This window comes from Rossellomorea sp. ABR4_012 (genome assembly GCF_056159545.1).
Genome location: NZ_JBSWVK010000001.1, coordinates 1,721,902 through 1,736,032, shown reverse-complemented (window position 1 = coordinate 1,736,032; position 14,131 = coordinate 1,721,902). Strand labels below are relative to the sequence as shown.

Annotated in this window: 11 protein-coding genes; 1 reads left to right on the top strand and 10 read right to left on the bottom strand. The window is 41.1% G+C overall.

Annotated features, from left to right (window positions below; translation table 11 throughout):
- Nucleotides 1-44: 44 nt before the first annotated feature.
- From pstA to ACXAFV_RS08415, 8 genes are all read right to left on the bottom strand, one after another.
- The gene (gene pstA / locus ACXAFV_RS08450; protein ID WP_341983510.1) at nt 45-923 is read right to left on the bottom strand and encodes a phosphate ABC transporter permease PstA; all 879 of its coding nucleotides are present in this window, start codon (nt 921-923) and stop codon (nt 45-47) included.
- A gap of 3 nt (nt 924-926) precedes the next feature.
- The gene (gene pstC, locus ACXAFV_RS08445; RefSeq protein ID WP_475126103.1) at nt 927-1,832 is read right to left on the bottom strand and encodes a phosphate ABC transporter permease subunit PstC; all 906 of its coding nucleotides are present in this window, start codon (nt 1,830-1,832) and stop codon (nt 927-929) included.
- A 123-nt stretch (nt 1,833-1,955) separates the two neighbouring features.
- Nucleotides 1,956-2,888, bottom strand: a complete 933-nt coding sequence (locus tag ACXAFV_RS08440; RefSeq protein WP_475125701.1) for a PstS family phosphate ABC transporter substrate-binding protein — start codon at nt 2,886-2,888, stop codon at nt 1,956-1,958.
- 241 nt (nt 2,889-3,129) lie between these two features.
- Entirely contained in the window at nt 3,130-5,262 is a 2,133-nt protein-coding gene (locus tag ACXAFV_RS08435) for a peptidoglycan D,D-transpeptidase FtsI family protein (protein ID WP_475126102.1), read from the bottom strand.
- Between the two features lie 198 nt (nt 5,263-5,460).
- Nucleotides 5,461-6,678 (bottom strand): MFS transporter, encoded by a 1,218-nt coding sequence (locus ACXAFV_RS08430; RefSeq protein WP_475125699.1) that lies wholly within the window; start codon nt 6,676-6,678, stop codon nt 5,461-5,463.
- 112 nt (nt 6,679-6,790) lie between these two features.
- Nucleotides 6,791-7,399, bottom strand: a complete 609-nt coding sequence (locus ACXAFV_RS08425; RefSeq protein ID WP_475125698.1) for a superoxide dismutase — start codon at nt 7,397-7,399, stop codon at nt 6,791-6,793.
- Nucleotides 7,400-7,865: 466 nt separating this feature from the next.
- Nucleotides 7,866-8,345, bottom strand: coding sequence for a DUF456 domain-containing protein (locus tag ACXAFV_RS08420; protein ID WP_475125696.1), 480 nt, complete (start codon nt 8,343-8,345; stop codon nt 7,866-7,868).
- Nucleotides 8,346-8,415: 70 nt separating this feature from the next.
- The gene (locus ACXAFV_RS08415) at nt 8,416-10,044 is read right to left on the bottom strand and encodes a Na/Pi cotransporter family protein (protein ID WP_475125694.1); all 1,629 of its coding nucleotides are present in this window, start codon (nt 10,042-10,044) and stop codon (nt 8,416-8,418) included.
- Between the two features lie 236 nt (nt 10,045-10,280).
- Between ACXAFV_RS08415 and ACXAFV_RS08410 the strand changes: the two genes are divergently transcribed.
- Complete coding sequence (locus ACXAFV_RS08410) at nt 10,281-11,054, top strand: DUF1189 domain-containing protein (protein WP_475125692.1); 774 nt, start codon at nt 10,281-10,283, stop codon at nt 11,052-11,054.
- 40 nt (nt 11,055-11,094) lie between these two features.
- Here ACXAFV_RS08410 and ACXAFV_RS08405 read toward each other — a convergent pair whose 3' ends face one another.
- Together ACXAFV_RS08405 and ACXAFV_RS08400 are read right to left on the bottom strand one after the other, a co-directional pair.
- Nucleotides 11,095-12,816 carry a methyl-accepting chemotaxis protein gene (locus tag ACXAFV_RS08405; protein ID WP_475125691.1) on the bottom strand — a complete coding sequence of 574 codons (1,722 nt, stop codon included), beginning with the start codon at nt 12,814-12,816 and terminating at the stop codon, nt 11,095-11,097.
- Between the two features lie 79 nt (nt 12,817-12,895).
- The gene (locus ACXAFV_RS08400; protein ID WP_475125689.1) at nt 12,896-14,098 is read right to left on the bottom strand and encodes an MFS transporter; all 1,203 of its coding nucleotides are present in this window, start codon (nt 14,096-14,098) and stop codon (nt 12,896-12,898) included.
- Nucleotides 14,099-14,131: the final 33 nt, after the last annotated feature.

The window sequence follows — 14,131 nt, the reverse complement described above, 5'->3', positions numbered from 1 at the left end:
TGAAAGCCTCCTTCATCCAATTAAAACCTTATCATCCTTAAAAATTAGAAGCGATTTTGAAACTTATTGCGTATGAATACTGCAACCGAGTTCATGAATAAGAGCAGAAGCAAGAGTATGATGATCCCTGCTGATGCTACATCATGGAAGGCTGCCTGTGGTCTTCTCGTCCAGTCATAAATCTGCATAGGAAGTGCTGTGAACGTATCCATGATCGATGCAGGTGTAAATAACAGGATCGTTGGGACGCCCAATACAACCAGTGGAGCTGTTTCTCCGATTGCACGCGAGAAAGCGAGGATGCTCCCGGTTAAAATACCAGGGATTGCAGCAGGTAAGACAACGCGTATGATTGTCTGCCATTTCGTTGCACCCATTGCATATGAAGCATCACGCAGATCTTTCGGCACTGCCCGGATCGCTTCCTGTGCAGCTACAATGATGACCGGCAAAATTAATAAACTCATCGTTAACCCTGCGGCAAGGACGCTCTGGCCCAATGCAAACATCCTGGCGAAGATCGTCAATCCAAGCAGACCAAAAACAACAGAAGGAACCCCTGCCAGGTTCGAAATGTTCACCTTGATAAAGTTATTGACTTTATTCTGCTTAGCGTATTCTTCCAAATAAATGGCTGTTCCGACAGCTAGAATGAACGAAACGACCACCACTACTGCCATCAACCACAGCGAACCGATCAATGCAGCGTATATACCTGCTTTTTCAGGGAATCTTGACCCAACACTTTGTAAGAACTGAAGATCAAGATAGCCAATTCCTTGAGTGAATACCCGATATAGTAATACCGCTAATACCACCAGGCCAAATAAAGTGGCCAGGAAGAATAGTGCACGGAATATCTGATTGACAGCTAATCGTGAAGACATTTTTTTCAAAACATTATCCTGATTGATATGCTTCATAAATTAATACTCCTCTCTGAATCGCTTAGAGATGTATTGTGCAAGCAAGTTCATTGCTAACGTAAATAAGAACAGTGTGAAACCGACAGCATAGATACTGTAGTAAATTGTGGTACCATATCCGGCATCACCAGTACTTACCTGCACAATATAGGATGTCATCGTCTGGATGGAATCTGTCAGATTCCATGAGAGACTTGGTGTTGCTCCAGCAGCCACTGTCACAATCATCGTTTCCCCGATCGCACGAGAGATGGCAAGAACAACAGAAGCCACAATACCGGAAACAGCAGCAGGAAGTACCACTTTAATGGCCACTTCAAGCTTCGTTGCACCCATCGCAAGTGCCCCTTCCCGGATGGAGTTTGGTACTGACGACATCGCATCTTCAGATAAGGATGCAATCATGGGGATGATCATGACACCTACGACGATCCCCGGGCTCAAAGCATTAAAAATACTTAATTCAGGCATAAAATTTTTCAAAAAAGGTGTAACGAAAGTCAACGCAAAGAATCCGTATACGATTGTAGGGATCCCTGCCAAAACCTCCAATATCGGCTTAATGAATCTTCTTGAACGATCTGTTGCATACTCACTCAAATAAATGGCAGATGCGAGTCCTATCGGTACTGCCACCAAAACAGCAATCCCCGTAATTTTCAATGTACCCGAAATCAACGGCAGGATGCCATAGTTTGGGTTTTCGATTGAGAATGGGTACCATTTGGTCCCAGTGATAAAATCAAATAATGAAACGCGTGAAAAGAATGTCATTGTTTCAAAAATCAATGTAAAAACAATTCCGAGTGTTGTTAATACTGAAACCCCTGCTATTGCAAATAATATCCAAGGTATTGCTTTTTCGATTTTTAAATTAAAACCTTTATTATTATTTTGTTCAATCATCTCAGATACCGAGTATGATTTTTTTGAACCTGAAGCCATAATTGCAAACCCCTTTCATCCACATGACAAGGTGAGAAGCGATCAACGCTTCTCACCCCTGATCATTAAACTTAGTACCGTTTATTACTTCTTAAGACCTTCCAACGTTTCTAACGCTTCTTTGTATTGGTCTTCTTGTAAGCTTACATACCCTACTGCTTCTGCCATTTCACCAGCATTTTCAAGCGTGTACTTCATGTAGTCGTATGCAGCTTCATTGTTTTTCATCGCTTCATTTTTTGCATATACGAACAGTGGGCGTGATAGTGGGTAATCTCCACTTTCAACTGTTTCATTTGTTGGTTCTACACCATCGATCTTAACGACTTTAAGTTGGTCTTTGTTTGCTAGATAGTGGGCATATCCAAAGAACCCAATTGCATTTTTATCACCAGTCACACCTGTTACAAGAACATTGTCATCTTCTGATAGCTGGATGTTTTCTCTCACCATATCCTTTTCTTCCAGTACTTCTTCATGGAAGAAATCATATGTTCCTGAATCTGTTCCAGGTGAGTAGAATTTCACTTCTTCATCCGGCCATTCAGGATTGATGTCAGACCATTTCTTCGTCTTGCCATCTTCTAACCAAAGTTTTCTGAGATCATCCATTGTCATCTCTTCAACCCAGTCGTTTTCTTTATTTACTACGACAGATAGTCCATCGTTTGCTACTTTAAACTCTGTAAAATCAATTCCAGCTTCTTCAAGACTTGTCTTTTCTTCATCTTTGATTGGGCGGGATGCATTCGATAAATCTGTTTCACCTGCGATGAACTTTTCAAATCCTCCGCCTGAACCAGAAACACCGATTGAAACTTTAACATCTGGTTGAACTCCAGCATATTCTTCGTTTATCGCTTCAGCGATTGGTGCAACTGTAGAAGAACCGTCCACTTTTACAGTTCCTGATAATTGTTCTCCGTTACTTTCTGCTCCACCGTTGGCACCACATGCACCTAATAGAAGTGCTGATCCAACCATTGCTGTCATTGCTAAACGTTTAAAGCTTTTCATTCCTGAATTCCCCCTAAGAAACTTGGTTGTTTTGTCCTACGAGTACTAGATTAATAGATGAGTGTTAATTGGGTTTTAACCGTTTGTAAAGGTTTTGTAAATTCGACAATCTTCTCATTTAACTGTAAGTATACTATGTTCAAACCTTTATTGATGTTAGTATTTCTGAAGCCCAACAATTTATGCATCCTTATAAAAAAAAGCAGATTCCAATTGGAATCTGCTTTTTACATCTTTTTGCCTAGTTATTTTCTTCGCGGTCTTCTTCCTGCCTTTTTTCTGCTTCATCAGCATTTTCTATCTTTTTGTCGACAGAGGTCGGATCGCCAACTTCTTCTGCCCGCTCTTTCTTCAGTTCAAAATATTTGTCCATCACGCGCTTGGAAATATATTTATTCACATAAGGATCAGCGACACCGCTTGCCTGAACATGTGAGGCAGGAACCATTGTAGCATAGGCCACCTCCGGCTGATCAAAAGGTGCATAGCCAATCAGTGTTGTATTGTAGCTCAGTTTTCCATCAATGTAGGTTTCGGCGGTTCCTGATTTACCTGCCGCATTATATGGTGCATCCTTGAACTGTGTATAGGCGGTGCCATCCGGGTAATGATACACACGGTAAAACCCTTTTTGAACATGTTCAATCTGGGACTGAGTCGCTTCTATACGATTCAATACATTGGTTTCTTTTTCGAAAAGAATAGGGCCCAGTCTATCCTTTTCATCTGTCGGCTCCCTGATTTCTTTCATGATATGCGGCTGCACACGGTATCCGTCATTGGCAATAGTGGATATATATTGAGCGAGCTGCATCGTTGAATAAGTATCAAACTGCCCGATCGCGAAATCCAGGAGCAGCCCGGGATTTGACAGATTCCCTTCGATTCCGGTTGCCTCACCTGGCAAATCGATCCCTGTCGAGACACCTAAACCGAATTGAGAGAAATGGTTGCGGAACGTTTTGATTGCGTCCGGATTAAAACTCATCGTGGCACGAGGAACATAGTTCTGTCCATTTATTCTCATGGCTATTTTGAACATATAAGAGTTCGAAGACTTCTCCAGGGCAAATAAGTCTGACATCGGTATACTGCCATATCGGTTGAACCATGAAGTCTTAGGTGTCCCTTTTTGACCAATGATGATCGGTTCATCCACCAGGACTTCACCCGGAGTCAGGTTTCCGGTCATATAACCAGTCAGGACGGTTGCACCCTTTACTACCGAACCTACTTCATAGGTGGATGTAAAGGTGCCAAGTGCTGCGTCACGCATCTCATATTTTCCTGTTTCGGCGTTTTTCACATATTGTTTACCCGCCATTGCAAGGATTTCACCTGTGTTCGGATCCATCATGACGACATATGCCCGGTCAAGGTCAGGTGACTCACTGCGATTGACCACTTGCTTCATCAGTTCTTCTTCGATAATTTTCTCGACTTCACGCTGAAGTTCCATGTCGATTGTCAAAACAAGGTCTTTACCTCTTTGTCCTTCCTGGATCAGAAGTGACTCCAATACACTGCCGCCCTTGGTGACATTCTTAATCTGTTCTTTCTGTCCTTGCAAAACTTCTTCATATTCCAATTCCACATAGCTCTTCCCTACCCGGTCATTGCGGTTATAGTCCCTAGCTAAATAGGAATCTACTAAATCCTTAGGAAGACCTTCCCGTGCAGAAGAGACATTTCCGAGTATTGTTCGGAGCGTGTCATCAAATACATAAGACCGTTTCCAATCCGTTGTGGTGTTCACCCCTGGAAGCTCACTTAAATGTTCACTGACCACTGCAAACTCCTCGGGTGTCACCCCTTCATTTTTAACGATTTGAGGATTCAGCGCATACCCGGTCGTAAATTCCCGATAGATGGCAATCACTTCAATATCTTTTTCAGTCAGTGATGAAAGTTCTTCTTCGGTGATCCGGTCCAGCCTCATTTTATAAACCTTGGCGTTTACCTCTTCCTCTGATAACTCTTCATTACTTTGAAGTTTTTTTATTTCTTCTTCAGAAACCTTTGCCTCAGCTTCTTTCTTATTTTTAATGATCCAATAATCTTTTTTATCGCGTTCCGTTACTTCTTTTGTATCTTTATCGATGTAATCTGAAAGCCTGGATGCAACATCAAACATCTCTTCGATCGAAGTGTTGTTCGTTCGTGTATAGGTAATTGCATTTAACGGGATGTTATCAACAATCACATTCCCATAGCGGTCAAAGATTTTCCCGCGGGGGACACTGGTCTTCACGACCACATCTTCTGTTCGTTCCACTTCTTTTTTATAGCTTTCCCCATTCACAATCTGAACGAGTCCCAATCTCAGAACCAAAAGAGAAAATAACAAGAACACCGCAAAAAACAGCAAATTCATCCTTACGGGGACATGTGTCTTTTTCTTTTTCTTACTTTTCTTCAAACGTTCCAGTCCTTCCTCTATGTAAAAATATCATATTAACTTCTGTCCATCCCTTATTTTATAGAAAACAAATCGCTTTTTCTACTCTCATGGAACAGAAATCACATAACAAAGAGAGGAAATGATTCCCTCTCTTTGAATGCATTTACATATTCAGGATATGGGCAGCTCCACTTTTCTTACAAAGAAGTAAATCAGCGTGTGTCCGGCTCCTAATAATAAAAGCAAAATCGGGATACTCTGCTCCTGGTCAAAGTAAGTCACAGCCACAATAAATGCTGCCACAGAAACAATTCTACCAAGATTCAAAAACAATTCCCGTACAACTATATATTCAATTCTCATTTCCGCCGCTTTCCACCCTGTACCGATTACATCATAGGTCGTTGAGATATAGGGCACCAAAAGGATTGGGTAAGCGATCGCAATCATTGCAGCATACAGCAACAACTTTGTGTACGTTACATCAAACACGATGAGGAAGATTGACAGATAGAGGAGCGTCCCGCCAAGCAGTATGGCCCGCTTACGATATTGTTTTTTTATGACCCTCGAGGCGACGTAATAGCCGATAAAGGCAATACCGGAATTGATCAGTCCAAAAGTACCGATGGCAAATTCACTTCCGGTGCTGATAAACACAAAGACGGAAATGATAAACACAAAGGTTCCTTCACGAAGCCCCTGAAAAAAATGGGCATTGGTGATCAGCCGCCAGTTATTGTTATGTTGTCTTTCCTCGAATATCCTTATGAACAGATAACGGCCGGAAGCAGGGCGTCTCTTCAAGAAAAAGCTTAACAGAACAGCAACGCTGAATAAGGTAAGGGAGATGCCGAAAACAATTGTATATCCCTTAAAAGAAGTGAATCTTGAAATAATGTAGCCGGCAAGTATGGGGCCGAGCATCCCCCCAGCCGATGTCAATGTCCCTAAAAATCCATTAAAAAAATCCCTTGTCTCGGGTTCGGTTATTTCAAATGTCAGGACGTTAAATGCCAGCCAATAAAATCCATACCCAATCCCCAGCAGGGCACCAAGAACAACCAGGAAGTTCTCGGCAGATTCACCAAATGATAAGACGGATATGTAAAAGACAGCCAAAAAAATGACACCGAATCTTAAGACGATCACACGGTCTACTTTCTTTGCCAGCCTGCCGGCCAGAATAAACGTCAATGGTTGAAAAATCACAACGGTCAAGTTGTAGATCCCTAGGTCGATAAATTCACCTGATTGTTTCCATAAATAGATATTCACAAATGTATTCGATAAAGCGATACTGAGTGAATATAATCCCCCAATCAGCAATAACAACGAAAGGTCTCTTGTTAAATCAATGTCACCTAAAATCTTTTTAAAGCTGCTCATCATTATAACTCCCCTTTTACGTACCCCTATCTTTTGAAAAAGGGCGGGAAGTTATGCAGAAAAAAGAGAGGTTCTAAAAAGAACCTCTCTCTTCAAACAAATGGTATGAAATTTATTTTGCAGCAGAATAGCGTTTTGCCACTTCATCCCAGTTAACTACATTCCAGAAAGCATTGATGTAGTCAGGACGACGGTTTTGATAATTTAAGTAGTAAGCATGCTCCCAAACGTCAAGTCCAAGGACAGGTGTTTTACCTTCCATTAACGGGCTATCCTGGTTTAGGGTGCTTGTTACTTCCAACTCACCATTGTTCACTACTAACCACGCCCAGCCTGAACCGAAGCGAGTTGCACCGGCATTGGCGAATTCTTCTTTGAACTTGTCAAAGCTGCCGAACTTGGAAGAGATTGCGTCAGCTAATTCTCCGCTTGGAGCTCCTCCGCCGTTAGGAGAAAGGATCGTCCAGAATAAAGAGTGGTTAGCGTGACCGCCGCCATTGTTGCGTACAGCTGTACGAGCTCCTTCAGGAACTGCATCCAGGTTGGATACAAGGTCTTCGATTGATTTGCTTAGAAGGTCGTCATGTCCTTGAAGCGCATCATTTACTTTTGTTACATATGCGTTATGGTGTTTTGTGTGGTGGATATTCATTGTTTCCTTGTCGATATGAGGCTCCAGAGCGTCATATGCATAAGGTAATTCAGGTAATGTGTAAGCCATAATAAAATTCCTCCCTATGTAAGTTTCCTGAACTAAAATTCAGGTCGTTTCAGTATAAGATTACCAAATCTCCTATATCTGTTCAAATATTTTGATTGGTTATTCTTACAAAGATAAAATGCCCTTTTTTGTGGGGAATTAACCAATTTAAAATCCGGTTCTGAACGCCGCTGTTGATTTCCGTGCAAGACCTCGCTTTCCGCGGGTAGCCCGTGAGGCTCCCCGGCTTCGCCTGCGGGGTCTCACTTGTCCAGCTACAGGGCTTAGAGGCACATGTCATAAGCCAAACCGACCAAGAAGGCAAAGAACGCCTTCGTGGCCGATTCGTCTTATGCCACACGCCTCTGAGCAAAGCCCTTCCGCTTATCTTATAAGCTACTCATCCCGCAGGAGTCTTCGTCTTGCACTCCAATCAACAGCTGGAATGAACTAAAATCAAATACAGCCATTAAACTAAAACAAGATATTAAATAACCATAAAAAAGTAAATCACCATAACAATCTGAATCAATCCTTTTGTAAAGACACTCGAGATGAATCCTACTACTGAGCCGATTCCCACTTTGAGGGTTTTTTTGAATGAGGAACGGTGCACGATCCATTCACCGATGATCGCTCCGAGAAATGGCCCTAAGATGATACCGAAGACGGGTATGACGAATGGGCCGATCAATAGGCCGATGGTGCTGCCCCATATCCCCGCTTTGGTGCCGCCGAATCTTTTTACACCCACTAAATTTGCTAAGTAATCTGCACCGAATAATAGTACTACAAATAGAATCTGGACGGTCCAGAAAAGCCAATTGAATGGTGAGAAGTCAAAGAAGACACCATAAAGTAAAAAGCTTGCCAACAGAAATAGAACACTTGGTATGATCGGATAAACAAGTCCGACGAATGATAAAACCATGAGAACGATAATGATCGTCCAATATAGCACATCCATTCTTTACTGCCTCCCTTCCAAAAAAAGACTGACTCAGCTTATGAGTCAGTCTTTACTCTGCTACCTTCTATTATTCTACACCTAACACTGCTTCTGCAATATTTACCGCATGATCACCAATACGTTCTAAGTTACTGATGATATCGACAAATACGATTCCCGCTTGTCCTGAACATTTGCCTTCATTCAGGCGAAGGATATGCTGTTTGCGAAGCTTTCTTTCCATTTTATCAATTTGATCTTCTTTTTCAGCTACTTCACGTGCAATGTCTGTGTCATTGAGATCAAGTGACTTAAGAGACTTTTCAACCGTTTCAATTGTCAAGCTGAACATCGTCTCAAGGTCCTGCATTGCATCATCTGTGATCTTTACTTTGTTTGATTGCTGATATTCGATCAACTCAACAATGTTCTCAAAGTGATCCCCGATTCGTTCAATGTCGCGGACAGTGTCCATTAAGATAGAATGGCGCTCTGATTCACCTTCTGATAATGATGAAGAAGAAAGATCCACTAGATAGTTGGTAATTTTCTTATCAAGGTTGTTGATGGCTCCTTCAATTTGATAAGCAGCCTCAGAATTTTTCGAGCTCTTAGTCTTAAGGAATTCATTTGTTTCCTGTAAACCTTTGACAGCAAATTGACCCATACGCAGAACTTCTTCTTTTGCCTGTCCTAACGCGATGGATGGAGACTGCTCGATGAATACTGGATCCAAATGTTTTGAATTTGAGTCTACGTAAGTGTCCTGACCTGGAATCAACTTCGTAACGATTACCGCTAATATTGCAATGAATGGGAATTGGATAATTGTATTCGTCAGGTTAAATGTCCCATGCGCAAAAGCGATTGTCATTGGTTCGTTTAAATTCAGCTCTGCTTGCAGGAATAAAACGAACTTTTCAAAGAACGGCAAAATGATAAGGAAAATCGTTGTACCGATCAAGTTAAACATAACATGCACCGCAGCCGCTCTTCTTGCTGCAACTGATGCGCCTAGTGCCGCAAGTACTGCCGTGATCGTCGTACCGATATTATCACCGAATAAAACCGGCAGGGCAGCATCTATATTAACAAGATTTGAACTGTACAGTTCTTGAAGGATACCGATTGTTGCTGAAGAACTTTGTACAATAACCGTAAACAATGTTCCGATGACCACTCCAAGGATCGGGTTTGAACTCATGCTGACCGTCAAGTCATGAAATGCTTCCAACGAACGAAGCGGCTTCATTCCTCCGCCCATCAATTCAAGTCCGTAGAACAGAGCACCAAAACCGAAGATCAATTGACCATAGTTTTGAACCTTCTTATTCTTGAAGAAGAACAGTAAGATTGTTCCTAATGCAATAATTGGTAACGCGTAAGCACCGATATCAAAACCAATAATAAAAGCTGTGACTGTCGTACCGATGTTTGCACCCATGATGACTCCGATTGCCTGTCTTAGCGTCATGAAGCCTGCACTTACAAGCCCGACGACAATTACGGTTGTACCACTACTTGATTGAATCAAGACCGTTACAAAAATACCTGCCAGAACACCCATAAATGGATTCGTTGTGAACTTATCAAGTATATCCTTCAGTCGTTCTCCTGCAGATTTTTGTAAACCGTCCCCCATGTACTTTATCCCAAAGAGGAAGATCCCCAGTCCACCAAAGAACTGAAACAACATCTCTTGCCAATTTAATTCCATTTTTTCAACCCCTACTTAAATTTTCGACATTAAACAACAAAAACCCCATACCATTATTAATATATTTTAGAGTATTCGTAAATAGTTTTTACCCCAAATTTACAATAGGTTAATAAAAGTGCATTTTTGTTACAAAAACATTACAAACTGTAATTATTATCGTTTTAATTATTCTTGATAAGGTTTCGTTCTGCGATTAGTATTAATATGGGATTGACTGAAAGGAGAATATGATGATGAACCTGTTCCAACAATTGTATAAGAGTATTTATTCCCCGAAGGATATCGTAAAATTCCGGTTTCAGGGGATTGGTAAAACTATAAGTTATGTTTTTCTTCTAACATTGATATCCATTATCCCGACTGCTGTACAATTTATTGGGTTCGCCTCCACTTCTTTATACGCAGTCAAGGACGCCTTGGTCAATGACCTTCCTTCATTCTCTATTGAAGATGGCTCGCTTTCTTCTGAAGAGGATCAGCCATTGACAATGGAAAAAGATCATTTGCTTATCATTTTTGATAGTACGGGTGAAGTCCAAAGAGACGATTTAGAATTAGATAAGAATACAGTGGCTTTCCTCGAAGACAGCCTGGTTGTCATAAATGAACGGAATATGCAGACAAATTCTTATACGGCTTTCAGTGATTTGGTCATTACGAAAACAAAGATGGTCAATGTGATCGATACCATTCTTTCTTTAAAGTGGATACTGCTTCCTGTTGCCCTTTTCATACTTTACCTGTTCACTTCCGGTTTGATGTTTTTGAAAGTAACCATTTTCGGATGGTTAGGTGTAATGATGGCAAACCTGATGAAGCGGAAATTGAATTACCGCCAGAGCTGGCGGATTACCGCGTATTCCGTAACTCTTTCTACCTTGTTTTTTACCCTGATGAAGTTTTTGCAAACCTCTATCGCTGCTGCTCCTTTATTGGACTGGTTTGTGGTTACAGTGATCATGGCCCTGGCCATTAAAGAATTACCTCAGCCACAGAAAAGAACGTAAAAAAACCCCCTTACCTTTTCCCGGGTAAGGGGGTTTTCCATTAAACATTCATTTGTTGACTTATTTTCTTTAAATCATTGGAATTCCCTAATAGCTCCTCACCTATTTTAAAGGTGACATTCAGTTTTCTTAACTGCTCATCAAAAGCGGTCATCATCCCTTCAGTACCAGCCAGGGTCTCTTGGGCGACAGAGGAAAAAGCATCAGTTGAATTTTCTACTTTTGGCAAAGAATTTTGCAAAAAGCGTAAATCATTTCTCATACTTTCCAGTACCTGTGTTACTTCTCCAATGTCCTTTTTCACTAAATCAAACGACTCTTTCGTTCCCGTTGCTTCATTTATTTGCTTATGAAACTCTATTGAAAAGAGAGAAAACTGTGAAGCTGCCTGTTCTGTTATTGCTTTCATCTTATGTATGGTATCAGAAATATTTCCTGTCGCATTCGCAGATTGATCCGCTAATTTTTTCACTTCATTGGCTACAACAGCAAACCCTCTTCCTGCTTCTCCAGCTCTGGCAGCCTCAATCGTTGCGTTCAGTGCAAGAAGCTTCGTTTGTTCAGCTATCTGATGGATAAGTGAAATAACTGATACGATGGACTTGGAATGATGATGAACATTTTCAATAACTTGTGTCATCGAAGTCAACTCTTCCGAAAAGTTCTTCATTCCATACACCATTTGGTCAACATGTCTTTCTCCTTCACCTGCTGAGCGGTTCATGTTTGTCGTATTCGTCAGTACATTGTCCATATGGGCAAATACTGACTCAACAGATCCTTTCATTTCATAAAAATGATGTACACTTTCTTCAGACGTTCCGGCTGTCTCCTCAGCCCCTTTTTTAACCATTCGGACAACTTCCATCATCCTGGCATTTTCTTCGAGTAATTCACCTGAAGATAATTGAAGTTTACTTCCTGTGTTATATAAATGCTCTGTCGTCTGATGTATGTTAAAAATAAGCCCTCTCATTTTTTCAATCATCAATTGAAAGCTTTTTTGAAGGGATTTAATTTCAGGTACTGAAGTATTGATTGAGATTGTTGTATGCAGATCACCATCACGAATTTTTTTCATGGCTTCCCTTAGTTCCGTAATTGGAGACACCAAACGATTCACGATGATCATAACGATGATACATGCCGCTAATACGCACAAAACGATTGTAAAAATTGTATAAACCGCTATCGAGTGAATCCCTTTCATATAATTCTCCTGAGGGATGACAATGACATATTCTCCTTGTAATTCTTGAATGGTGTGATATGCCAGCGTATATTTTTTCCCGTTAATGGTCGTTTGTGCAGTACCCTTTTCCTTCTTTTCAATTTCTTCGATGAGTTCTTCAGGAAATTGAAGCTTCGTATTCCTGCTGACTGCAAATGGAATCGCTTTTTGATCCTGAACCAGAAAATATTGTCCCTTAAGATCATCCTGAATCAGGGCTGAATCCTGTTTTTTTATTATTTTGTTTAGCTGCTTATCGAATTGATCGGGGTTTCCAATGTATAACAGCATCAAACTTTGAGCAATATCATTGATCGACGTAACCTCACGCTCTAAGCGCTGCTCCATCAAATGGATGGCGTTTTTTTCAGATTGTACATACGAAATCGATCCTATGATGGCACCCGTAACTACAACAGTAAGCAGCATAATCATAATTAATCGGAGCTTTAAAGATAAAGAAGAAAAATTTATCATTCTGCTTGATTTATTCACGTTACGCTTTATGAACAAGATAGGTTTTTTCGACATTTTTCTACATCCTTCCCAACTATTTCCTAAGATATCTTCTCAAAAAAATGTTAAGGAAGTGTAAATGCAGTGTTTGTTTTTAGTTAATCCCAGGCCAAAAGACCCTATTTCTACGTTTCATTATTATAAGATATAACAGTACATTCAATGCCGAAAACATAAAAGTGAGACCATACATCTCAACTATATCTTCTTTCCACACCGAATAGGCAATTGGACCTAACGCAACCCCCAGAAATCTGACGGCACCATACAAACTTACGACAAATCCTCTCTCTCCTTCATCGACACTACCGGTAATAAACGTATTGAGTACAGGCAGAATCAGCCCTAATCCACCGAAACAGACTGTAATGCAGAAAAGCAGTGAAGCCAATGAATGAAAGAAAATCAATGCCCCAAGAGGAACTGTCATCAACCCGATCCCCCACTTGATATAGTTCCAGCCCCGCTCTTCATCCGTTTTTATCCTCTTGCCGCTCCAGGTAGATGAAATCGTCATGGCTCCAAGCGGAAACATGAAAGAAAATCCCTTGAAAAAACCATCAATATGAAAAGTATTTTCAATATGGTAGGAAAGGAAGAACAGGATGCCGAATAATAAAAATAGACCGATTCCACCTATTGTAAATAACGGAAGAAGCAGCTGCCATTTAGAAGCAAAAACAGCAGCAAGATCCCCTGCATATTTTCTTACTCCCATTAAACCTTTCTCATCTACTGTCATCTTGCTATATTTTTTTAATCCAAACAAAATCACAAGACAGAGTAATGGGAATATCCAAAATGCGTTATTCCAGCTTAGATAAATGGTCAGGCCTGCACCAATGATTGGAGCAAAAACCTTGCCCATGCCGTTAAATACTTCCAATGCCCCTAAAACTTTTGAACGTTCTTCACCGTTGAAAAGGTCACCGGCTAAAGCAATAGCAAGCGGCGTAGTGCCAGCAGCTCCCACGCCCTGCAACCCCCTGCCTCCCATAAAGAGGAAGGCCGGGTTCTTCAGCCAGGCACTTACTGCACATAAAATACTTCCAAGCAAAATGATCCATAAAGAATAACGGATCAAACGATTACGGCCAAATCGATCTGATAAGAACCCGATAAACGGAATGCAGACAGCAGCTGGAATCGTAAATGAACTTAAAATCCACCCTGACCAGCTTTCATCGATATGAAGCCCTTTCTCTATACTGGGCAGTATCGGAATCAGCATAGAGTTACCCAATACCATGAGAATCGGGAGCAATCCGATCACTCCCACCAGCTTTTTATTCGCCATTGCCCTTGTCTCCTTTATCCCATTAAATGTACA

Coding starts and splice junctions, on each gene's coding strand:
- pstA (WP_341983510.1), bottom strand. CDS start 923: ATGAAGCATATCAATCAGGATAATGTTTTGAAAAAAATGTCTTCACGA.
- pstC (WP_475126103.1), bottom strand. CDS start 1,832: ATGATTGAACAAAATAATAATAAAGGTTTTAATTTAAAAATCGAAAAA.
- ACXAFV_RS08440 (WP_475125701.1), bottom strand. CDS start 2,888: ATGAAAAGCTTTAAACGTTTAGCAATGACAGCAATGGTTGGATCAGCA.
- ACXAFV_RS08435 (WP_475126102.1), bottom strand. CDS start 5,262: ATGAATTTGCTGTTTTTTGCGGTGTTCTTGTTATTTTCTCTTTTGGTT.
- ACXAFV_RS08430 (WP_475125699.1), bottom strand. CDS start 6,678: ATGAGCAGCTTTAAAAAGATTTTAGGTGACATTGATTTAACAAGAGAC.
- ACXAFV_RS08425 (WP_475125698.1), bottom strand. CDS start 7,399: ATGGCTTACACATTACCTGAATTACCTTATGCATATGACGCTCTGGAG.
- ACXAFV_RS08420 (WP_475125696.1), bottom strand. CDS start 8,345: ATGGATGTGCTATATTGGACGATCATTATCGTTCTCATGGTTTTATCA.
- ACXAFV_RS08415 (WP_475125694.1), bottom strand. CDS start 10,044: ATGGAATTAAATTGGCAAGAGATGTTGTTTCAGTTCTTTGGTGGACTG.
- ACXAFV_RS08410 (WP_475125692.1), top strand. CDS start 10,281: ATGAACCTGTTCCAACAATTGTATAAGAGTATTTATTCCCCGAAGGAT.
- ACXAFV_RS08405 (WP_475125691.1), bottom strand. CDS start 12,816: ATGTCGAAAAAACCTATCTTGTTCATAAAGCGTAACGTGAATAAATCA.
- ACXAFV_RS08400 (WP_475125689.1), bottom strand. CDS start 14,098: ATGGCGAATAAAAAGCTGGTGGGAGTGATCGGATTGCTCCCGATTCTC.